The following is a 20733-nucleotide window of genomic DNA, read 5'->3' on the forward strand; positions in this document are numbered from 1 at the left end:
CCCCGATTGCCCACGCGACGACGGCCTCACCACTCCAGGGCGGTGGAGAGGTCGGTCTGCCAGTACGTGACCTGGTTCGAGCTGTCGACGTACACGCCGCCCTTCGGCAGGGTCACCGGGGCCTCGGAGCCGACCGATCCGTTCATGGCGCGGTTCGCGAACAGGACACCGAGCTTCTTCGCGGTGTAGCCCTCGGCGCCCTCCGGTGACGAGGTGATGATCCCGGCGTACGCGGACTCACCCGGCTGGAGCGTGACCACGGCCTGCGGCTTGCTGTCCTCGATGAACTGGACGGCGGACTGCGCCTGGTCGAAGCGGAGGTACGGGGCGCCGTACGCGTAGCAGGGCGCCGTGCCGGTGTTGGTGGCGGTCAGCAGGAGGTGGTTGATGGGCCGGGACACCTGCGTCACGGTCACGCGCGTGGTGGCCCCCGTGCAGGTGACCGTCTTACGGCTGGTCGAACCCGAACCCGAACCCGCCGTCGACCCCTGCGCGCCGGCCGAGTTCTGGTGACCGGGTGCCGCGGGGGCCTGCGGCGCCTCCGGCTTCGCGTCCGACTTGCCGGACTCCTTCGCCCCGTCGGACTCCTTCGCCCCGGCCGGCTTCTCGTCGCCCGTCGTCACCTTCGAGTTCCCGGCGGACGCCCCCTCGTCGCGGACACCCTCGCCGTTCTGGCAGGCGGTCAGCGCCAGCGCCGACAGCGCGACGGAGGTGGCGGCGGCGAACAGACGGACGCGGGGGCGGGCAATGCGTACGGTCATGGCTGGGCCCTTTCGGTGGGGGTGGTGGTGTCGTGCTTGGATGACCAGAGCTTGTGGGGCGATCCGTCCCGGCTGCCAGGACCGCCACGCGATCAGGGACACTGGAACGGTTCCACCGGCCGTGACCTGCGGAAATGACCACCGCCTGGAACGCCGGTACGGGACGCGCGAGGCTGCGGGACACACGGAGAAACGAGGGGAAACGGTGTCGGGGGAAGCAGGACGGGACGAGACGGCGGCGTTCGCGGAGCGCCTGCGGGACCTGAAGGAGCGGTCCGGCCTCAGCTACGGGACGCTCGCCAAACGCCTGCACATGAGCACGTCGACACTGCACCGGTACTGCAACGGCGACGCCGTACCCACCGATTACGCGGCCGTGGAGCGGTTCGCCCGGCTCTGCAAGGCGTCACCCGACGAGCTGGTGGAGGTCCACCGCGCGTGGGTCGTCGCGGACGCGGTACGGGGGCGCAAGGCGGCGATCACGGAACCGGTGGCAGAACGGGTGGCAGAACGGGTCGAACCGGTCGCGGCCGAAGCGGTACCGGTCGCTCCGCAGGTGCCGGGGGAGACGGGCGCGCCGAGTGCGCCGGAGGTGCCGAGCGAGCCGGGGGAGCCGCAGCCGTCCCCCCGCGCGCGTAGGCGGGCCCTGTACGTCGCCGGCGGTGTCCTCGCGGTCGTGGGTGCCGTGGTCCTCAGTACGCGACTGCTGCCGCCCGGCCCGGACGCGGCACCCCAGGCGCACGGCTCGCAGGTCACCGACGCCCCCTCGAAGTCGCCGTCCCCCGACGCGCCCTCCGCGTCCCCCTCGAAAACACCGTCCCCGCGCGCGTCCCGCACGACAGAACCGACCCCGACCGGGGCGCCCTCTCCTTCCACGTCGCGCACGGAGAGTTCCGCACCGCCCGTGACGGTGGCCACGCGCCCGTACGCGTGGGAGGGCCCGTGCACCCAGAGCTACCTCGTGAACCGGCCGTCCACCGAGGTCCCGCCGCCGCCCGGTGAGCAGGACGCCCGGGGCTGGGTACGCGCGCTGGGCGGCGTCTCGGCCGACGAGCAGTACGTGGCACTCACCGTGCAGGGCACCGGCGGCGAGACCGTGGTCCTGGAGGCCCTGCACGTACGCGTGGTGAAGTCCGGCCCCCCGCTCGTCTGGAACGACTACGAGATGGGCGTCGGCTGCGGCGGCGGAGTCCGCACCGCCTCCTTCGACATCGCCCTCGACTCGGGCCACCCGTCGGCGAACCCCCTCAACGGCCAGCGGGACTTCCCCTACAAGGTCAGCGAGAGCGACCCGGAGGTCTTCTACATCACCGCCAACGCGCGGGCGCGCGATGTGAGCTGGTACCTGGAACTGGACTGGTCGAGCGGCACCCGCCGGGGCACGGTGCGGATCGACGACAGCGGCCTCCCCTTCCGTACCAGCGCGAGCAAAGGCACGGGGAAGTTCAACTACCCGCTGGGCGGGGCGTCACGCTGGGAGACGGCGCCCGTCCAGGAGGAGCAGACCCCGTAGGCCCCGGATGCCGGGCGTGCGGCGAGGTGTCCGTATCGCGAAACGATGTTTGTAGGCGGCACCCACATGCTTAGGCTCACGGGCATCCGCCCGTGCCGTGCCGAAGGAGCCGACGTGACCGTGACCGGGCCTGCCTACCAGACCGCCGCCGCTCAGTGCCTCGCCCCGCCGCCACTGGCCGCGCGGGCCACCGCGATCGGCGGCTCACCGGTACGGGACATCCTCGCCGTCACCGCACGGCCCGAGGTGATCAACTTCGCGGGCGGACTCCCGGCACCGGAACTCTTCGACAGCGAGGGCGTCGCCGCCGCGTTCCATGACGTACTCACGCGGTCGCCCGCGCGGGCCCTCCAGTACGCCACGACCGAGGGCGAGCCCACCCTCCGTACCGCACTCGCGGAACGCACCACCGCGCGCGGGCTCCCGACAGCACCCGACGACCTGCTCGTCACGACCGGTTCGCAGCAGGGGCTTTCCCTGCTCGCCACGGTGCTCGTCGAGCCCGGCGACACCGTCCTCGTAGAGACACCCTGCTACCTCGCCGCCCTCCAGGCGTTCGCTTTCGCGGGCGCGCGCGTGGTGCCCGTCCCGTGCGACGACGACGGCATCGACCCCGACGCCCTGGACGCGCTCGTCGCCGAGCACCGGCCCAAGCTGCTGTACGCGGTGCCGACGTTCCAGAACCCGACCGGGCGGACGCTGCCCGGCGAGCGGCGCGCCGCCATCGCCTCCGTCGCGGCCCGGCGCGGGTTGTGGATCGTGGAGGACGACCCGTACGGGGAACTGCGGTTCGAGGGGGAGCGGGTGCCATGGATCGCGTCCTACCCGGGCGCCGAGGACCGGACCGTACTGCTCGGGACCTTCTCCAAGGTGATGGCGCCGGGACTGCGGCTCGGGTGGCTGCGGGCGCCGGACGCCGTGCGGCGCGCCTGCGTGGTGGCCAAGCAGGCCGCCGACCTGCATACGCCGACAGTCAACCAGCTCGCCGCCGCGCGGTATCTCGCCGAGCGGGATCTTGACGCGCATGTGGTGCGGGTCGCGCGTGCCTATGGGGAGCGGCGGGACGCGATGCTTGGGGGGTTGGGCGATGCGCTGCCTGGCGGGGCCACCTGGAGTCGGCCCTCCGGGGGGATGTTTCTTTGGGCTCGGTTGCCTGAGGGGTTCGACAGCGCTGCGCTGCTTGCCGGGGTCGTTGAGCATGACGTCGCGTACGTGCCGGGGGCGCCGTTCTTTGCCGGTGCCCCGGACGCCCGTACCCTTCGGCTGTGCTTTGTCACGCATACCCCTGACGAGATTCGCGTTGGGCTGCGTCGGCTTGGGCTGGCGTTTGCTGCCGGGCTCAGCTAGTCGGTGGTGTTGTGCCCACCCTCCCCCAAGGACTCCGACAAGCTCCGTCCAGGGGGGACCCCCATCGCCCTGCGGGACGCCTGCCCACAACGGGGCAGGCGTCTCCGGGTCAGAGGCGTTCCGGGGTCCTGATGCCCAGGAGTTGCATTCCCTTGTGGAGGGTTTGGGCTGTGATGTTGGAGAGGAACAGGCGGTTTTCCGTCTGTTCCTTGGTGTCCGCCTTCAGGACCGGGCACTTGTCGTAGAACGTCGTGTACAGCGACGCCAACTGGTACAAGTACCCCGCCAGTTTGTGCGGTGCGTACTCCGCAGCCGCTTCCGCCATCGTCTCCGCGAACGCGTCCGCGTGCAGGCCCAACGCCCGCTCCGCCTCGGCGAGTTCGAGGTCGGTGTGGGCGACCGGACGTACCTCACCGGCCTTGCGGAGGATCGACTGGATCCGGGCGTACGCGTACTGCAAATACACGCTCGTGTCGCCGTGCAGGGACACCATCTGGTCCAGGTCGAACTTGTAGTCGCGGCTCGCCGACGTCGACAGGTCCGCGTACTTCACCGCGCCGATGCCCACCTGGGCGCCGCGCTCGGCGATCTCGTCCTCGGTCAGGTCCCGCGCCTTCTCGCGTACGACAGCCGACGCCCGCTCGATCGCCTCGTCCAGCAGGTCCTCCAGGCGGACCGTCGTACCGGCACGGGTCTTGAACGGCTTGCCGTCCTTGCCGAGGACCGTGCCGAAGGCGAGCTGCTGCGCCTTTACGTCGTCGTTCAGCCAGCCGGCGCGGCGGGCCGTCTCGAAGACCATCTTGAAGTGCAGGGACTGACGGGCGTCCACCACGTACAGCAGGGTGTTCGCCTTGAGGCGGAAGACACGGTCCCGGACCGCGGACAGGTCCGTCGCCGCGTATCCGTAGCCGCCGTCCGACTTGCGCACGATCAGTGGGACGGGCTGGCCGTCCGGGCCCTTCACATCGTCGAAGAACACGCACAGCGCGCCCTCGGACCGCACCGCGACCCCCGACTCCTCCAGGAGCCGGCAGGTCTCGTCCAGCATGTCGTTGTAGCCGGACTCGCCGACCACGTCCTCGTCGTGGATCTCCATGTCGAGCTTGTCGAAGACCGAGTAGAAGTACAGCTTCGACTCGTCCACGAACTTCTGCCACTGCGCCAGCGTCGCCGGTTCGCCCGCCTGGAGGTCCACCACCCGCAGGCGCGCCCGCGTCTTGAACTCCTCGTCCGAGTCGAACAGTACGCGCGCGGCCTTGTAGAGCCGGTCGAGGTTCGACATGGCCGTCCGGCCGTCCAGGGCGTCGGCGTCGCCGTGGTCCAACTCGTGCGGGTGCTCGGTCAGATACTGGATGAGCATGCCGAACTGGGTGCCCCAGTCGCCGATGTGGTGCCGGCGCACCACCGACTCACCGGTGAACTCCAGCATCTTGACGACCGCGTCACCGATCACCGCCGACCGCAGGTGCCCTACGTGCATCTCCTTCGCCACGTTCGGCTGCGCGTAGTCGATCACCGTCGTACCCGGGTGCTCCGCGCGCGGGACGCCGAGGCGGCCCTCGTCGTCCGCCGCGCGCGCGGCCAGGTTCTCCGTGATCGCCCGGTCGGTGAGCGTGATGTTCAGGAAGCCGGGTCCGGAGACCTCGATCTCCTGGATCACCTCGTCCGCCGGGAGCGCTTCCACGACCTGCCCGGCCAGCTCGCGCGGGTTCGCCTTCGCCTTCTTCGCGAGGGCCAGGATGCCGTTGGCCTGGAAGTCGGCCCGGTCGCTTCGTCGCAGCAGCGGGTCCGCGGAGCCCGCCTCCGGCAGTGCAGCCTGGAGGGCGGTCGCGAGACGCTGATGGACGGTAGCGGTGAGGGACGTGACCGAGGCCATGAAGGATGCCGTTCTGCTCGGGTTCCTGAGTCGGGTGTAGCTACAAAACTCAAGTATTCCATGCGTTGAAAAGCCATTTTCGCGCTCGCGGCCCGAGCTGGGAGAATGGACGGACAGCCCCGTGGGACCGTGCGGCGGCTCCATCAGGAAAGAAGGACGTGCCGATCGTGGCTCAGAGCAGCAACGAGACCACCGACTGGGTCTCCCGTTTCGCGGACGAGGTCATCGCCGAGTCGGAGCGCCGCGCGCCCGGGAAGAAAGACGTCGTCGTCGCGTCCGGTCTCAGCCCCTCCGGTCCGATCCACCTGGGCAACCTCCGCGAGGTCATGACCCCGCACCTCGTCGCCGACGAGATCCGCCGCCGTGGCCGCACGGTCCGCCACCTGCTGTCGTGGGACGACTACGACCGGTATCGCAAGGTGCCCGTCGGCATTCCGGGCGTGGACGACTCCTGGGCCGAGCACATCGGCAAGCCCCTGACCTCCGTCCCCGCGCCCGGGGGCTCCGCGTACGCGAACTGGGCCGAGCACTTCAAGGCCGCCATGGTCGACTCGCTCGGCGCGCTCGGCGTCGAGTACGACGGGATCAGCCAGACCGAGCAGTACACCTCCGGCGTCTACCGCGAGCAGGTGCTGCACGCGATGAAGCACCGCGGTGACATCGACGCGATCCTCGGCCAGTACCGGACGAAGAAGGGCCCCGGCAAGAAGTCCCAGAAGCCCGTCGAAGAGGCCGAGCTGGAGGCCGCCGAAGGCTCGGGCGCCGCCGCCGAGGACGACGGCAGTGGTTCCGCGGGCTACTTCCCGTACAAGCCGTACTGCGGGAACTGCGAGAAGGACCTCACCACCGTCACGGCGTACGACGACGACAGCACCGAGCTGACGTACACCTGCTCCGGCTGCGGCTTCTCGGAGACCGTGCGGCTGAGCGAGTTCAACCGCGGCAAGCTCGTCTGGAAGGTCGACTGGCCCATGCGCTGGGCCTACGAGGGCGTGATCTTCGAGCCGTCCGGCGTCGACCACTCCTCGCCCGGCTCCAGCTTCCAGGTCGGCGGCCAGATCGTCGGCATCTTCGGCGGCGAGCAGCCCATCGGGCCCATGTACGCCTTTGTGGGCATCAGCGGCATGGCGAAGATGTCCAGCAGCAAGGGAGGGGTGCCCACGCCGGCCGACGCCCTGGAGATCATGGAGCCCCAGCTGCTGCGCTGGCTCTACGCCCGGCGCCGCCCCAACCAGTCCTTCAAGATCGCCTTCGACCAGGAGATCCAGCGGCTCTACGACGAGTGGGACAAGCTCGCCGCCAAGGTCGCCGACGCGTCGGTGCTGCCCGCCGACGCCGCCGCGTACGCCCGTGCGGTCGGCACCGCCGCCGCTGAGCTGCCGCGCACCCCGCGCCCGCTGCCGTACCGCACGCTCGCGTCCGTCGCCGACATCACCGGCGGCCACGAGGACCAGTCGCTGCGGATCCTCGGCGAACTCGACCCCGAGCGCCCCCTCGCCTCGCTGGACGAGGTGCGGCCCCGGTTCGACAAGGCCCAGGCGTGGATCAACACACAGGTGCCCGCCGAGCAGCGGACCGTGGTGCGGGCCGAGCCCGACACCGAGTTGCTCGTCTCCCTGGACGAGCGCGGCCGTGAGTCGCTGCGGCTGCTTCTCGAAGGGCTGGACAGCCACTGGTCCCTGGACGGGCTCACCACGCTCGTCTACGGGGTTCCCAAGACGCTGGAGGGACTGGACGCCGACGCCAGGCCCACGGCCGAACTGAAGGCCGCACAGCGGTCGTTCTTCGCGCTGCTGTACCGGTTGCTGGTGGGACGGGAGACCGGGCCTCGACTGCCTACGCTTTTGCTTGCGGTAGGGGTGGAGCGGGTGCGGAAGCTTCTGTCGGCGTAGAGGTTCGTCTGCGGGCGCGCCCCTTCACGGGGGCCGCGCCCGCCATCAGCCGCTACGCGATGTGGTCTTCCGCCAGTTCCTGGTTCAGGCGGGCCTCGAAGGTCTTCAAGTGACGCTTCAGGGCCGTGTCGGTGAGGGTGTGGCCGAAAGAGGACTCTATGTCCGCGCCGAACGACGCCGGGGACGGCATGCTGCCCTGGCTCTTCGTCGACTGCCGGAACACCTGGTAGTACGCGTCCTCCTGTGACGCGTCGTCCGCGAACTGCTGTTCCTCGCGCAGGACTTCCTGAGGGTCGGCCGCCGGTTGCTGCTCGGAGCGCGGCGACGGGATGCCCGCGTTGCCGAGGGGGCGGGTGCGGCCGGGGCCCGACGGAACGCGGAACCCCGGCTCCGGGGGCTCCGGCTGGACATACTCCGGCTGGGGGTAGTCCCCCTGCGGGTACTCCTGCTGGACGAACTCCTGCTGGACGAAACCCGCTTCCGCGTACTCCTCGTACCGCTGCTGTTCCGAGTAGTACTGCGCGTACTGGTCCTCCGGCGTGAACTCCGGGTTGTAGCCGCCCTCGTACGCGGCCGGCTGCGGTTGGGCGAACCAGGGGTTCAACTCATCCGGCTCCGGCGCCTGTTGCGGGGACTGCTGGGCGGCCGGAGCGGGTGCGGGCCGAGCCTCGGCGTTGATCGCGGGCGCGGGTTCCAGCGCGGCGGTGGCGGTGGCGGTCGGGGTCGGTGCCGGGGGCAGTTGGGCCGGTTCGATGCCCGCCGCCGCGAGGCCCGCCGGTGCCGTCTCCGCGAGCGGGATGCCGTACTTGGCCAGGCGCAGCGGCATCAGGGACTCCACCGGAGCCTTGCGGCGCCACGCGCGCCCGAAGCGGGAGCGCATCCGCGCCTGGTACACAAGCCGCTCCTGCTCCAGCCTGATCACCTGCTCGTACGAGCGCAGCTCCCACAGCTTCATCCGCCGCCACAGGAGGAAGGTCGGCACCGGCGACAGCAGCCAGCGGGTGAGCCGTACGCCCTCCATGTGCTTGTCGGCCGTGATGTCCGCGATCCGCCCGATCGCGTGCCGGGCCGCCTCGACGGAGACCACGAACAGGATCGGGATCACCCCGTGCATGCCCACACCGAGCGGATCCGGCCATGCGGCGGCGCCGTTGAACGCGATCGTCGCCGCCGTCAGCAGCCACGCCGTCTGACGCAGCAGCGGGAACGGGATACGGATCCAGGTCAGCAGCAGATCGAGGGCGAGGAGTACGCAGATGCCCGCGTCGATGCCGATCGGGAAGACATAGCTGAAGTTCCCGAACCCCTTCTGGATCGCCAACTCCCGTACGGCCGCGTACGAACCCGCGAAGCCGATGCCCGCGATGATGACGGCGCCCGAGACGACCAGAGCGATCAGGATCCGGTGCGTCCGTGTCAGCTGAAGTGGCCCGGCCACCGTTACTCCCCTCCCTGTGCGGCTTGTTGCGCGGAACAGACTGGCACATGTGTGCGGGGAGTGGAGGGTCGGAGTCCCTTACCGCTCGCTGATCAGCATCAGCTTCAGCTCTTGGCCTTTGAGGACTTGGAGGGTGACGGCGAACCGTTCGACGCGGAGTTCGCGGCGATCACCGCGTTCACCGTCTCCTGCGCCACCTTCTGCGCCGCCTTCGCCAGCGTGTCCGCGCTCGGCGCCTCGTCGCCCGCGAGACCGGCGCCGTTGTAGTCGACCGTCACCACGACGTTCTCGACCCGGGCCACCACCGTCTGCTGCTTGAAGGACCCTTCCTTCTTCTTCAGGTCGTATCGCACGAGCTGCGCGGCGTCGCCCGTCGACAGCGCCGACGTCTTCACATTCGCCGCGCCGTCCGTCGCCTGCGCGTCCTTGACCTGCTTCGCCTGGTACTCACCGGCCAGCTTGGCACCGCTGCCCCGGGCCGCGTCCGACTCGAAGCGGAGCAGCGACACGTTCAGCCAGCGGAACTGGGAGCCCTTGACGCCCTTGTTCTCCAGGCTGCTCCACGAGCACGTACTCCGGGTCGAGGTGTCCTCGGAGCGGCCCCCCTTGCCCGAACCGGCCTTCGGGACCAGATCGGCGAGCGTCTTCTTCGCCGGCGCGGCACACGGGTCGGGCAGCTTCCCGAACGCGGCCTTGTCGACCGTCGCCGTGTCGCCCGAGCCACCGGACGAGGACGCCGGCGAACCGGAGTCCTTCTTCGCGCCGCTGTCGCCCGAGCCGGAGTCGGACGAGCAGCCGGACGCGGCGAGGAGCACCGGGACGGCGGCTGCGCAGACAAGGATGCGGGTGAGTCGCTTGGCGGGTCGCTGCATGGTTCCTTCACTCGTGACGCTCTTGTATGACTCTCTTACCGGATGCACCGGAAGGGCCACCGTACGCCGAACGTGCCGGGTGCCGTTCCGGATCCGCCCGACCCGCGGGCGCCCGGCGGCCGGCGCGACAGGCGTCAGCCGGTGAAGCCCTCAGCCAGCCGCTGGGCCAACTTCTGCGCCCTGTCCTGCAACTCCTTGCTGTCCGGCTGCACGTCCGGGACCGTCGACTGCTCGTCGTACTGGATGGTCACGATGACGTTCGACGTGCGAAACACCACAGTCACGGTGCGCTGGCGGGTGGCCGACGCGGAGGTCGAGAGCCGGTCTTCCAGGTACGCGGCGTCACCGAGCTTGTCGAGGACGCGGGGCAGCAGATTCTCGGCGGCCGGGCCGCCGGAGCCGGGGTCCGACGAGTCGGAGGCGGCGGGCGCGGACGCGGTTCCGGAGGGCGTGGCGGACGAACTGGTGGAGGGGTCCGCGTTGCCGCCTTTGTCGCCGTTGGCGCCTTTGTTGCCGTTACCGCTGTTGCTCGTGGTGGGCTCGGGCAGGTCGGCGGCCTTCTGCTTGTCCGTGTACACCTGCTCCGCGCGGGTGTCGTCGCTGACCGCGCCGTCGTAGGAGACGACCCGCTCGAAGTCGACGAGGAGATGGTTCGTCGCGCCCGTCGCCTCGACCTTCCAACGGCAGCCCACGCGCCGGTCGGTGTCGTACGTCGTCGTGGCCACGCCCGTGTACGCCTTGGTGCGCTGTTCCTCGTCCGTGAGCTGCCGGATACCGGGCAGGAGGGTGTCGAGGGTGCTGTGGTCGACGGCGCCGCAGGGCTCGGGCAGGGTGCGGTACTTGCCGGGCTCCGCCGCGGGGACCGTCGCGCTCGTGTCGCCCGGCTTGGCGTCGGTCGCCGGGTCATCCGAGCCCGAACCGCCGGTGCAGCCGGCGAGCAGGGCTGTCAGGAGCACTGCGATGCCCGGGACGTACGCCTTCCGCTGCACGGTGATGGCTCCTCTCGACGGGCGCGCGCTGGGTTGCCCGAAGTGGTTATTCGCTTGCTGCCGACCTGGACCCTGTCGTCACAATGTGTATCGCACGCACGGCCGTGGACGCCGGTCCGTCATCCCATTCGACGACCTTGGCTCCGGTATTTGCGCTTACAGACTTTTGAACGATTACGGGGGAATGAGGACGCTATGTCGTATGTAGAGGTTCCGGGTGCGAAGGTGCCCATCCGGATGTGGACGGATCCGGCGTCGGTCGAGGATGTGGCGCTCCGTCAGCTCCAGAACGTCGCGACACTGCCGTGGATCAAGGGCCTCGCGGTCATGCCGGACGTGCACTTCGGTAAGGGTGCGACGGTCGGTTCGGTGATCGCGATGCGGGACGCGGTGTGCCCGGCGGCGGTCGGCGTGGACATCGGCTGCGGTATGTCGGCGGTACGGACGTCCCTGACCGCGAACGACCTGCCGGGCGACCTGTCCCGCCTCCGCTCGAAGATCGAACAGGCCATTCCGGTGGGCCGAGGCATGCACGACAGCCCGATCGACCCGTCCCGCTTCCACGGCTTCGCCACGGCCGGCTGGACGGACTTCTGGTCCCGCTTCACAGGCGTCGCGGACGCGGTGAAGTTCCGCGAGGAACGGGCTACGAAACAGATGGGAACACTGGGCTCGGGCAACCACCACCTTGAGGTCTCCGTCGACTCGACGGGGGCGGTGTGGCTGACCCTGCACTCCGGTTCGCGGAACATCGGCAAGGAACTGGCCGAGTTCCACATCGGCGTGGCGCAGAAGTTGCCGCACAACCAGGGCCTGGTGGACCGCGACCTGGCGGTGTTCGTCTCGGACACCCCGGAGATGGCGGCGTACCGGAATGACCTGTACTGGGCGCAGGAGTACGCGAAGCACAACCGCGCGATCATGATGGCGCTGCTCAAGGACGTCGTGCGCAAGGAGTTCAAGAAGGCCAAGGTGACCTTCGAGCCGGAGATCTCCTGCCACCACAACTATGTGGCGGAGGAGCGGTACGAGGGCATGGATCTGCTGGTGACCCGCAAGGGTGCGATCCGCGCGGGCAACGGCGACCTGGGCATCATCCCCGGCTCGATGGGCACGGCGACGTACATCGTGAAGGGCCTCGGCAACGAGAAGGCGTTCAACTCGGCGTCGCACGGGGCGGGTCGGCGGATGAGCCGTGGCGCCGCGAAGCGCCGCTTCTCGACGCAGGACCTGGAGGAGCAGACGCGGGGCGTCGAGTGCCGCAAGGACTCGGGCGTCGTGGACGAGATCCCGGCCGCGTACAAGCCGATCGAGCAGGTGATGGCACAGCAGAGCGACCTGGTGGAGGTCGTGGCGAAGCTGAAGCAGGTCGTCTGCGTGAAGGGCTGACCTGAATGTCGGAGAACCACCGAGACCCTGGGCCCCCGCCCGGGGTCTCGTCGTTCAGCGGCTCACTGGTCGTCCGAGGGGAGCGGGACCCGGCCGCTGCGCAGGCGCCACAGCCGGACTTGGCAGCTCCGCACGGTTCGGTCCAGCGCCTCGGCGGCGGTGACGGGGTCGCCGTGGGCGAGCAGGATGCGGTCCTCCGACTCCCGCCAGCTCCGTCGCTCGGGAGCCACCCTCATGTCGGCGGGCCGCACCCAGTCGGCGAGCCCGTCGGCGGACGCCTGCTTGCGCTCCAGGGCGAGGCATCTCGGATAGTAGAGATGGGCGGCGAGCCCTTGCGCGGCCTCGTTCGTGTACATGATGTTGTAGACGCCGTCGCGCGCGTTGCGCTTGGTCCGCCGCTCGATGCCCGTGATCTTCCTCGCGTAGAACGCCAGATACACCCCGACGGCGGTGCTGGCCGTCGTCAGCGAGACGAAGGGCAGCCCTTGGCCGGTGTAGCCCACGGACCCGTCGGCATCGATGACTCCGCGTAGGTAGTCCCTGCGGGAGAACGGGACCCGGGGCGGGGTGATCTTCTTGGACTTGCGGCCGTAGGGCAGGCCGAGGTCGTTGATCGTCGCTCGGGCTTCCATGGCGCAGAGGGTCCAGGTGGCGGAGTGGTGCTCCTGTGAGAAGTTCGTGGTGCGGACGCGCTCGGTGATCGTGCTCTTGTACGGAGTCAACTGCTGGAATCTGAGCAGGATGTCGATGTCCCGCACACTGATCTCGACGGTCAGGCTGCCTTTCCGGCCCAGGCCCTTCGCCAGGTGTCCGTCGGCCTGTAAGAAGCCGAACATGTAGGCGTAGTCGGGGATTTCGAGGTCCATGAACCCCGTGAAGTCGGCGCCGGACGTGTCGTGAGGGTCCTCTTGGCGTGCCTCATCGAGTGCTTGGTCGAGGGTGAACTGTTGGGCTATAGGCTCGCGTTCAGCCACGGGAAGTACGCCTTCCTGGTGGTCAGGCCCTCGCTCGGGATGCCGGTCCCGGCCGGGGGCCGCGCTGATGTCTGTGCCGCGAGCCTAGATCGCGTGTTCACCGATCGAGCGGGTGTTGGAGTGACTTCACTCGTGTGGGTGGCGGGAGGCCGGCGGGACCCGGTGCCGGGGCTACTTGCCGTGGCGGACCGCGTAGATCATGACCAGGGCTACCAGGTGGATGCCGAAGAGGAAGTAGGCCAGGTACCACCACATGTAGCGCTCGTTGCGCTTTTCTTCCTTGCGGCGGTGGGCTTCCGGGTCCGGGTCCGGGTCCGGGGTCGGCGGGTTCTGGGTCATTGGGTGCGGTGGACCTTGGAGTTGGATGCCTGGGCCCTTGGGCGGACCACCAGGAGGTCGATGTTGACGTGCGACGGGCGGGTGATCGCCCAGGTGATGGTGTCGGCCACGTCGTCGGCGGTCAGGGGCTCGGCCACGCCCTGGTAGACCTTGGCCGCCTTCTCCGCGTCCCCGTGGAACCGCGTCGTCGCGAACTCGTCCGTCTTCACCATGCCCGGCGCCACCTCGATCACCCGGACCGGCTGCCCGACGATCTCCAGCCGCAGGGTCTCGGCGAGTACGTGTTCCGCGTGCTTCGCGGCCACGTATCCGGCGCCGCCCTCGTAGGTCGCGTGGCCCGCCGTCGAGGACAGGATCACCACCGTGCCGTCGCCGCTCGCGACCAGCGCGGGCAGCAGGGCCTGGGTGACATGGAGGGTGCCGAGCACGTTCGTCTCGTACATCCGGCGCCAGTCCTCCGGGTCGCCGGTCGCCACCGGGTCCGCGCCGAGCGCGCCGCCCGCGTTGTTCACGAGCACCTCGCAGTGGTCGAGCGTCGCCGCGAACGCGTTCACCGCCGCCCGGTCCGTCACGTCCAGCGCGTACGCCGTGGCCCGGTGCCCGGCCGCCGTCAGTTCCGCCGCCAGCGCCTCGATACGGTCCTTGCGGCGCGCGGTGAGGACGACGCGCAGTCCGGTCGCCGCCAGTTGCCGCGCGGTCGCGGCGCCGATACCGCTGCTCGCCCCGGTGATGACGGCCACGCGGTCGGCGGCGGGGTGGGCTGCGGGCACGTCCTGCGGGGCGGTCATGCGGGGTTCCTCCGGAAGCGGTGCGCGAGGGTTCGGTGCCGCCAGGATAGGCCGGTGCCCGAGGGCCATTCGACGGTCACCTGATGAGCGGTGCCTGCGGAGCGTGATGCGGGGGATACATCGGGTGATGTGAAGATCTCGTGTGTGCGTCAGTCGTGCTGAGGCGTGCGTAGGCGTGCGTAGGTGTCTGAAGTGGCTGGAGTGGTGATGGCGAAGTCGATGCCCAAATCGATGCGGAAGTCGATGTCGAAGGCGAAGTCGATGCCGAAGTTGGTGCCGAAGTCCGTGCCTACGTGTGTGGTGGGGGCTGCTCGGCGGGTTCTGCGGGCCGGGGTCGCCCTTGGAGTGGTCGGGCTCGTCGTCGGGGCTGCGGCGCCGGTTCCGAAACCCAAGCCGGTCGCCCCCGCCGTCGACCCCCACGAGGCCGACGTCGCCCAGCACGGTTCCCTCACCCTCGCCGACGGCCGTCTCACCGTCCGGCTCACCCCCCAGAACCACGGCCCGTCCGACGTCGCCGACACCACCCTGCGGCTCGTCTGGTCGGTGCCGCTCACCGATCGGCAGGAGCTTCCCGCGGGGTGTGTGCGGTCGGCGCGTACGACGGTGCTGTGCCGTACCGGTGCGCTCACCGCGGGCAGCCGGGGCGACGAGATCGTGGTGCCGGTACGCCTCAAGGGGCTGCGGTCCGAGGTCTCCGTACGGATCGACACCCTCTGGAACGGCGGCGCCAAGGACATCAACCCGGACAACAACCGGCACGAGGTCCTCGTCCTGGAGACCGGCGACGTCTACACCTTCTGATCCCCGTCCCCGTCGCTACCCCCGTCGTACCGCGTCCGCGCCTCGTGCACCTCCTCGATATGCGTCTCCGCCCAGTCCTTCACGGCGGACAGCAGCCGGCTCAGGCTGAGGCCGAGCGGGGTGAGCGCGTAGTCGACGCGGACCGGGACCGACGGGGTCACCGCGCGCGTGAGGATGCCGTCGCGCTCCAGTGAACGCAGCGTCTGCGTCAGCATCTTGGGGCTCACCCCCGCGATCACGCGGTTCAGCTCGCTGTACCGCAGTGGCCCCGGCGCGAGCGCGCTGACGATCAGGCTGACCCATTTGTCGCTGATCCGGTCGAGTAGCTGGTTGGTCGGGCAGCTCTTCAGGAACGCGTCGTAATCGGCACGGGCCCGCGCCCGCCGCTGCGCCGCCGTCGTCGTGGCCATGGGCTCACCTCCGGGTGACGTAGGCACCTCGAAGTGCGTACTTACCGAAAGATAGTTGCTCTTCCTAGGGTTGTCACTGCGGATTGGAAAGCGCACCCCGGCCGTAAGCGTGGGGTGCCGGATCTACGCCAGTTGTCGTTCTCATCCCAGGGGAGTGCTGTCATGGGTGCTGTCATGCCTGCTGTCATGCGTGCGGTCGTCGTGTCCGAGTTCGGTGGTCCGGAGGCCGTACGGGTCGTGGAGATTCCGGTGCCGGAGCCGGGTCCCGGACAGATCCGGATCAAGGTCGGGGCCGCCGCCCTCAACCCGGTGGACGCCGGGGTACGGGCGGGCGCCTTCGGAGGCGCCGGCGAGACGCTGGGCCTCGGCTGGGACGTCGCCGGGACGGTGGACGCGGCGGAGCCCGATGCGGGATGGGCCGTGGGTGACCGGGTGGTCGCCCTGTCCTACGGCACGGTCCGCCCGCTCGGCGCCCACGCCGAGTACGTGGTCGTGGACGCGTCGGCGGTGGCCGGCGCCCCCACCTCGGTGGACGTCGCGCACGCGGCCACCGTGCCGCTCAACGCCCTCACCGCCGCCCAGGCCCTGGACCTGCTGGACCTGAAGTCCGGCCAGAGCCTGCTGGTGACGGGCGCGGCGGGCGCGGTCGGCGGCTACGCGGTCCAGCTCGCGTCCCGCCGGGGAGTGACCGTCACGGCGCTCGCGGGCGAGGCGGACGCCGCGCTGGTCCGCGACCTCGGGGCGGCGCATTTCGTGTCCCGCGACAGTGCCGCCACGGCCTCCGCTGTCCCGGTGGCCCCCGCGAGCGTGGACGCCGTCCTGGACGCCGCCTTCATCGGCGACGCGGCGCTGGCGGCGGTACGCGACGGTGGCGTCTACGTGGGCCCCATCCCGTTTCAGGCCCCGGCACCGGTACGGGGCGTCCGTACGACGGCGGTCCAGGTCGCCGCGGACGGGGTGCGGCTGGCCGAGCTGGTGGCACTCGTGGACGAGGGCGCCCTGACGCCCCGCGTGGCCGAGACCTATGCCCTGGACGACGCCGCCAAGGCGCACGCCCGGCTGGCCGAGGGCGGTCTGCGCGGCAAGCTGGTGCTGATTCCCTAGCCGCTCCCTCCAGCTGCTCCCTGAAGCGGCCCCTCTGAAGCCGCCCGGGTCAGGGCCGGGTCAGGGCTGGGTCAGATCCGCCCGCCAGTCGTTACTGCGCAGCCAGTGTCCCTTCGGATACTCGAAGTCGCACGGCCCGATCAGCGTGAAACCGGCCTTGCGGCAGACGGCGTTGGACGCGGGGTGGTCCTGGGACGGGAAGGCGTGCAGATGGCGTCGGGTGCCGTCCGCGCGCGTGCGCTCCACGATGAGCCGGGCCGCCGCCGCCGCGATGCCCCGGCCCTGGAACTCGGTCAGGACCCCCCAGCCCGTCTCCCACGCGGGCAGCCCGCCCCACTCCCGCACCCAGTAGCCGATCGCGCCGACGGCGTCCGTCGTGCCGGCCCGGCCGCCCTCGGTGTCCGCCGCGCCGAGGGCTATGCGGAACATCCGGCCACCCGTGCCGTCCATCGCCAGATAGCGGCGGTGCCGGGCCGCCACCTGCTCCTCGGTCTCGGGGCCGCCCAGATGCTCGGTCATCTCCGGCGCGTTGTTCCGTACGAGCAGGTCGAAGTCGCCTTCCGACCAGGGTTCCAGCCGCACCGTGGGAGTCGTCTCGCTGTCCATTCCCCCACCGTAGGCGCCGCCACTGACAACGGCCCCGGACCTGGTCCCGGCCCGCGCTCCGGCGCAGGTCAGCGCCGGTCCGCCCGCGGTGCGTACGCCGTCGGTGGCACCCCGACCGTCGCTGTGAAGTCCCGTACGAGATGGGCCTGGTCGGCATAGCCGAGGTCGGCGGCGAGCGCGGCCCAGTCGACGTCGGCCTGTGTCTCGGCGTGCTCCAGCGCCTCGTGGATCCGGCGGCGCAGGATGATCCACTTCGGGCCCACCCCGACGTACTCGGCGAACAGCCGCTGCATCGCGCGGACGGACATGCCCTCGGCCGCCGCGAAGTCGTTCACGCGCCGGATCGTCGGGTCCGTGCGGATACGGTCGGCCAGGGTCATCGCGAGGTCGGCCTGCGGGTCGGGCTCGGGTCCCCGGCCGTGCGGTCCGAGGGTGAGCAGGAAGGCGTCGAGCGCCGCCACGCGCGCGTCCTCGTCGTCCGGGCCGAGTACCGGGCCGACCGCCGCCGCCATGGCCTCCGCCCGGTCGGGGAACGCCTCGCCCAGGGGCACGTACCGCCCGGTCCACTCCGCCACCGCCCGGCCCGGCGCGAACGGGCGGAAGCCGCCCGCGCGGAAGGTGATCCCGCAGACCCGCCCCTGGTGCTCCAGCTTCTTCGTGAACAGACGCGGGTCGATGCCGGCCACCTCGCCGAAGGGCGCGGTGCCCGTGTACCGCTGGAAGACGAGGTTCACGGACGGGTGCGGTACGACGATCGACGCGTAGGGCTCGGTCAGGTCCCAGTCGATCAGCCAGTAGTGCTCCAGGTACGGGCGCAGGGCCTCGGCGGGTTCACGGCGGCGGAAGTCCACGCGCGCGAACAGCTCGCGTGCGTCCACGATGCCCTTGGTGTCCCGGCGCGGAGGTGCCATGGCCCGATCGTAAGTCGGGCCACTGACACTCACCCGGCTCGGGTCAGGGGCGGTGCCAGCGCGGGTCGCGGCCGGTGGTGCCGAGCAGCCGGTCGAAGTCGGAGGCGTCGGCCGGTACGGGTACGGGGTCGGCGAGCATGCCCATCTTGCGGGCGGTCGGGGCGAGCCCGGCGACGGCGTCGGTGAGGGTGCCGACCACGCCGGCGCCCGCCGGGTCGGGCCGGTAGTCGGTGCCCGTCGCGCGCGCGAGGTCCCACACATGCACCGTGAGGTCGAGGAGGGCCATGCAGCCGACGGTCCGCGCGGGCATGTCCATGGCTCCGGTGGTGCCCTCTTCGGCGCCGGGCGCGGACCAGGCGTCCACCAAGGCGTCGACGGCGGCGGTGAACCGTTCGCGCCAGTCGTCGCCCTCGGCCACGTAGTCCGGGGTGACGGTGAAGTCGGACGGCTTCTTGCGGGCCAGCTCGGTGAACTGCGTGACCACATGGAAGAGGTGGTTCACCAGGGACCGTGCGTCGTACTCGGCACAGGGGGTCGGGGCGGACAGCTGATCGTCGCGCAGCCCGTGGATCAGGGGCACCGCCTGCGCGCCGGAGGACCGGAGAAGGTCCCCCAGGGGCGGTGCGTCCTGAGAGGGCGGGGTGGTCCGGAGGTCGTCGAGGTCGCTCATGGGGCGACGGTACGAGAGCCCCCGCGCGCGGGGCTTGAAGAAACGCGACAGCCCTCTTGCGCGCGCAGCGCCGCATACGGCCACGCATAGGGACGGGACGCACATACGGCCGCGCATACGGGCGGGACACGCATACGGCCGTGCGTGCCGCGACTCGCGGGAATACTCCGTCCCGGGGTACCGTTCCGTCATGTAGTTGAAACGTAAACAATACCGAGGGTGAGAGCAGCATGCAGTTCGGGATCTTCAGCGTCGGGGACGTCACGCCCGATCCGACGACCGGGCGTGTCCCGACTGAGCACGAGCGGATCAAGGCCATGGTCGCCATCGCGGAGAAGGCCGAGGAGGTCGGTCTCGACGTCTTCGCGACGGGCGAGCACCACAACCCGCCCTTCGTGCCCTCCTCGCCGACGACCATGCTCGGCTGGATCGCCGCCCGCACCGAGAAGCTGGTGCTGTCCACCTCCACCACCCTGATCACGACCAACGACCCGGTGAAGATCGCCGAGGACTTCGCGATGCTCCAGCACCTCGCGAACGGCCGTGTCGACGTGATGATGGGCCGCGGCAACACCGGCCCGGTCTACCCCTGGTTCGGCAAGGACATCCGCCAAGGCATCGCGCTCGCCGTCGAGAACTACGCGCTGCTGCACCGCCTGTGGCGTGAGGACGTCGTCACCTGGGAGGGCAAGTTCCGTACGCCGCTCCAGTCGTTCACGTCGACCCCGCGCCCCCTGGACGGGCTGCCGCCGTTCGTCTGGCACGGCTCCATCCGCTCCCCGGAGATCGCCGAACAGGCCGCCTACTACGGCGACGGCTTCTTCCACAACAACATCTTCTGGCCGAAGGAGCACACCCGGAAGATGGTCGAGCTGTACCGGGAGCGGTACGCGCACTACGGCCACGGCACCCCCGAACAGGCCGTCGTCGGCCTCGGCGGCCAGGTGTTCATGCGCCGCAACTCGCAGGACGCGGTACGGGAGTTCCGCCCGTACTTCGACAACGCGCCGGTCTACGGGCACGGCCCTTCCCTGGAGGACTTCACCGCGCAGACCCCGCTCACCGTGGGCTCGCCGCAGGAGGTCATCGAGAAGACGCTGTCGTTCCGCGAGTACGCCGGTGACTACCAGCGCCAGCTGTTCCTCGTGGACCACGCGGGCCTGCCGCTGAAGGCGGTGCTCGAACAGATCGATCTGCTCGGCGAGGAGGTCGTGCCGGTGCTGCGCGAGGAGTTCGCCAAGAACCGCCCCGCCGGAGTGCCGGACGCCCCGACCCACGCGTCCCGCCTCGCGGCCCGCGCCGCCGAAGACCAGGCCCCCGAAGGGCAGGAAGGACCGCAGGAGGTGACCACCGCATGAAGCTCGTCGTCGTGTCCGCGGGACTGAGTGTCCCCTCGTCCACCCGGCTGCTCGCCGACCGTCTCACCGAGGCGGTCGTACGGCAGGCCCCCGGTACCGAGGTGCGCGTCGTGGAACTGCGTGACCTCGCCGTCGAGATCGCGCACAATCTGGTCACCGGATTTCCCGGGCCCGCGCTGAGCGAGGCGCTGGACGAGGTCACCGGCGCGGACGCCCTGATCGCCGTGACACCGGTGTTCTCGGCCTCGTACAGCGGGCTGTTCAAGTCGTTCTTCGACGTGATCGACAAGGACGCGCTGACAGGGAAGCCGGTACTCGCCGCCGCCACCGGGGGCACCGGCCGTCACTCCCTGGTCCTGGAGCACGCGCTGCGCCCGCTGTTCGCGTATCTGCGGGCGGTCGTCGTGCCGACGGCCGTGTACGCGGCGTCCGAGGACTGGGGCGCAGAGGGTCTCGCCGAGCGGATCGGACGCGCCGCGCGCGAGCTGGTGACGCTCACCGGGCCCGCCACGTCGGCCACTGCCGTAGCCACTACCGTCCCCGCGACCGACGCGACGGCCCTCACGGCCGCCGTACCGGCCCCCACGGCGCCCGAGAAGGCCGGGCTGACCGTCATCCCCTTCGAGCAGCAACTCGCCGCTGTACGCGCCCTCTGAGGGCCGCCGGGACCGTGACCACCCGGCGCCACCACCCGG

General features: G+C 70.4%; 20 protein-coding genes. 8 read left to right on the forward strand and 12 right to left on the reverse strand.

What is annotated here, in order from left to right; translation table 11 throughout:
- Positions 1 to 26: 26 nt before the first annotated feature.
- Positions 27 to 761 carry a DUF4232 domain-containing protein gene (locus tag ACFVT5_RS00140; RefSeq protein WP_389879787.1) on the reverse strand — a complete coding sequence of 245 codons (735 nt, stop codon included), beginning with the start codon at positions 759 to 761 and terminating at the stop codon, positions 27 to 29.
- A 205-nt stretch (positions 762 to 966) separates the two neighbouring features.
- On the opposite strand from ACFVT5_RS00140, the gene ACFVT5_RS00145 reads away from it, so the two are divergent.
- Entirely contained in the window at positions 967 to 2274 is a 1308-nt protein-coding gene (locus ACFVT5_RS00145) for a helix-turn-helix domain-containing protein (RefSeq protein ID WP_389879789.1), read from the forward strand.
- A gap of 114 nt (positions 2275 to 2388) precedes the next feature.
- The gene (locus ACFVT5_RS00150; protein WP_389879791.1) at positions 2389 to 3621 is read left to right on the forward strand and encodes a PLP-dependent aminotransferase family protein; all 1233 of its coding nucleotides are present in this window, start codon (positions 2389 to 2391) and stop codon (positions 3619 to 3621) included.
- Between the two features lie 109 nt (positions 3622 to 3730).
- Here ACFVT5_RS00150 and argS read toward each other — a convergent pair whose 3' ends face one another.
- Positions 3731 to 5497: an arginine--tRNA ligase gene (gene argS / locus ACFVT5_RS00155; RefSeq protein ID WP_389879793.1), complete on the reverse strand. Its 1767-nt coding sequence runs from the start codon at positions 5495 to 5497 to the stop codon at positions 3731 to 3733.
- Between the two features lie 158 nt (positions 5498 to 5655).
- On the opposite strand from argS, the gene lysS reads away from it, so the two are divergent.
- On the forward strand, positions 5656 to 7389 hold the full coding sequence (gene lysS / locus ACFVT5_RS00160) for a lysine--tRNA ligase (RefSeq protein ID WP_389879795.1): 1734 nt from the start codon (positions 5656 to 5658) through the stop codon (positions 7387 to 7389).
- Between the two features lie 52 nt (positions 7390 to 7441).
- Here the strand turns inward: lysS and ACFVT5_RS00165 are convergent, their stop codons facing one another.
- The 3 genes from ACFVT5_RS00165 to ACFVT5_RS00175 form a co-directional block, all read right to left on the reverse strand.
- On the reverse strand, positions 7442 to 8827 hold the full coding sequence (locus tag ACFVT5_RS00165) for a DUF2637 domain-containing protein (protein ID WP_389879796.1): 1386 nt from the start codon (positions 8825 to 8827) through the stop codon (positions 7442 to 7444).
- A 104-nt stretch (positions 8828 to 8931) separates the two neighbouring features.
- Complete coding sequence (locus tag ACFVT5_RS00170) at positions 8932 to 9699, reverse strand: DUF3558 domain-containing protein (protein WP_389879798.1); 768 nt, start codon at positions 9697 to 9699, stop codon at positions 8932 to 8934.
- A gap of 134 nt (positions 9700 to 9833) precedes the next feature.
- A complete protein-coding gene (locus ACFVT5_RS00175) occupies positions 9834 to 10688 on the reverse strand; it encodes a DUF3558 domain-containing protein (protein WP_389879800.1) in 855 nt (284 codons plus the stop codon).
- A 195-nt stretch (positions 10689 to 10883) separates the two neighbouring features.
- Here ACFVT5_RS00175 and ACFVT5_RS00180 point away from each other — a divergent pair, with 195 nt between their 5' ends.
- Entirely contained in the window at positions 10884 to 12077 is a 1194-nt protein-coding gene (locus ACFVT5_RS00180) for an RtcB family protein (RefSeq protein ID WP_389879802.1), read from the forward strand.
- A 62-nt stretch (positions 12078 to 12139) separates the two neighbouring features.
- Here ACFVT5_RS00180 and ACFVT5_RS00185 read toward each other — a convergent pair whose 3' ends face one another.
- The 3 genes from ACFVT5_RS00185 to ACFVT5_RS00195 form a co-directional block, all read right to left on the reverse strand.
- A complete protein-coding gene (locus tag ACFVT5_RS00185) occupies positions 12140 to 12943 on the reverse strand; it encodes an LAGLIDADG family homing endonuclease (RefSeq protein WP_389880922.1) in 804 nt (267 codons plus the stop codon).
- A gap of 279 nt (positions 12944 to 13222) precedes the next feature.
- Positions 13223 to 13390 (reverse strand): hypothetical protein, encoded by a 168-nt coding sequence (locus ACFVT5_RS00190; RefSeq protein WP_389879803.1) that lies wholly within the window; start codon positions 13388 to 13390, stop codon positions 13223 to 13225.
- A complete protein-coding gene (locus ACFVT5_RS00195; protein WP_389879805.1) occupies positions 13387 to 14178 on the reverse strand; it encodes an SDR family NAD(P)-dependent oxidoreductase in 792 nt (263 codons plus the stop codon). The genes ACFVT5_RS00190 and ACFVT5_RS00195 overlap by 4 nt, the downstream gene beginning before the upstream one ends.
- Before the next feature lie 192 nt (positions 14179 to 14370).
- Between ACFVT5_RS00195 and ACFVT5_RS00200 the strand changes: the two genes are divergently transcribed.
- Complete coding sequence (locus ACFVT5_RS00200; RefSeq protein ID WP_389879807.1) at positions 14371 to 14979, forward strand: hypothetical protein; 609 nt, start codon at positions 14371 to 14373, stop codon at positions 14977 to 14979.
- On the opposite strand, the gene ACFVT5_RS00205 is transcribed toward ACFVT5_RS00200, so the two are convergent.
- Positions 14967 to 15389, reverse strand: coding sequence for a winged helix-turn-helix transcriptional regulator (locus tag ACFVT5_RS00205; protein WP_389879809.1), 423 nt, complete (start codon positions 15387 to 15389; stop codon positions 14967 to 14969). The two genes, ACFVT5_RS00200 and ACFVT5_RS00205, sit on opposite strands and share 13 nt — an antisense overlap.
- Before the next feature lie 186 nt (positions 15390 to 15575).
- On the opposite strand from ACFVT5_RS00205, the gene ACFVT5_RS00210 reads away from it, so the two are divergent.
- Positions 15576 to 16493 carry an NADP-dependent oxidoreductase gene (locus tag ACFVT5_RS00210; protein ID WP_389880925.1) on the forward strand — a complete coding sequence of 306 codons (918 nt, stop codon included), beginning with the start codon at positions 15576 to 15578 and terminating at the stop codon, positions 16491 to 16493.
- Between the two features lie 60 nt (positions 16494 to 16553).
- Here the strand turns inward: ACFVT5_RS00210 and ACFVT5_RS00215 are convergent, their stop codons facing one another.
- The 3 genes from ACFVT5_RS00215 to ACFVT5_RS00225 all read right to left on the reverse strand — a co-directional run bounded on the left by ACFVT5_RS00215 (position 16554) and on the right by ACFVT5_RS00225 (position 18680).
- Positions 16554 to 17099, reverse strand: coding sequence for a GNAT family N-acetyltransferase (locus ACFVT5_RS00215; protein WP_389879811.1), 546 nt, complete (start codon positions 17097 to 17099; stop codon positions 16554 to 16556).
- Positions 17100 to 17167: 68 nt separating this feature from the next.
- Positions 17168 to 18010: a DUF6597 domain-containing transcriptional factor gene (locus ACFVT5_RS00220; protein ID WP_389879812.1), complete on the reverse strand. Its 843-nt coding sequence runs from the start codon at positions 18008 to 18010 to the stop codon at positions 17168 to 17170.
- A 43-nt stretch (positions 18011 to 18053) separates the two neighbouring features.
- Complete coding sequence (locus ACFVT5_RS00225) at positions 18054 to 18680, reverse strand: TIGR03086 family metal-binding protein (protein ID WP_389879814.1); 627 nt, start codon at positions 18678 to 18680, stop codon at positions 18054 to 18056.
- A 230-nt stretch (positions 18681 to 18910) separates the two neighbouring features.
- Here ACFVT5_RS00225 and ACFVT5_RS00230 point away from each other — a divergent pair, with 230 nt between their 5' ends.
- Both ACFVT5_RS00230 and ACFVT5_RS00235 read left to right on the forward strand, forming a co-directional pair.
- A complete protein-coding gene (locus ACFVT5_RS00230; RefSeq protein WP_389879816.1) occupies positions 18911 to 20038 on the forward strand; it encodes an LLM class flavin-dependent oxidoreductase in 1128 nt (375 codons plus the stop codon).
- A complete protein-coding gene (locus tag ACFVT5_RS00235; protein WP_389879818.1) occupies positions 20035 to 20694 on the forward strand; it encodes an FMN reductase in 660 nt (219 codons plus the stop codon). The genes ACFVT5_RS00230 and ACFVT5_RS00235 overlap by 4 nt, the downstream gene beginning before the upstream one ends.
- Positions 20695 to 20733 lie beyond the last annotated feature (39 nt).

The sequence above is a fragment of the Streptomyces sp. NPDC058001 genome (genome assembly GCF_042886315.1).
GTDB lineage: Bacteria > Actinomycetota > Actinomycetes > Streptomycetales > Streptomycetaceae > Streptomyces.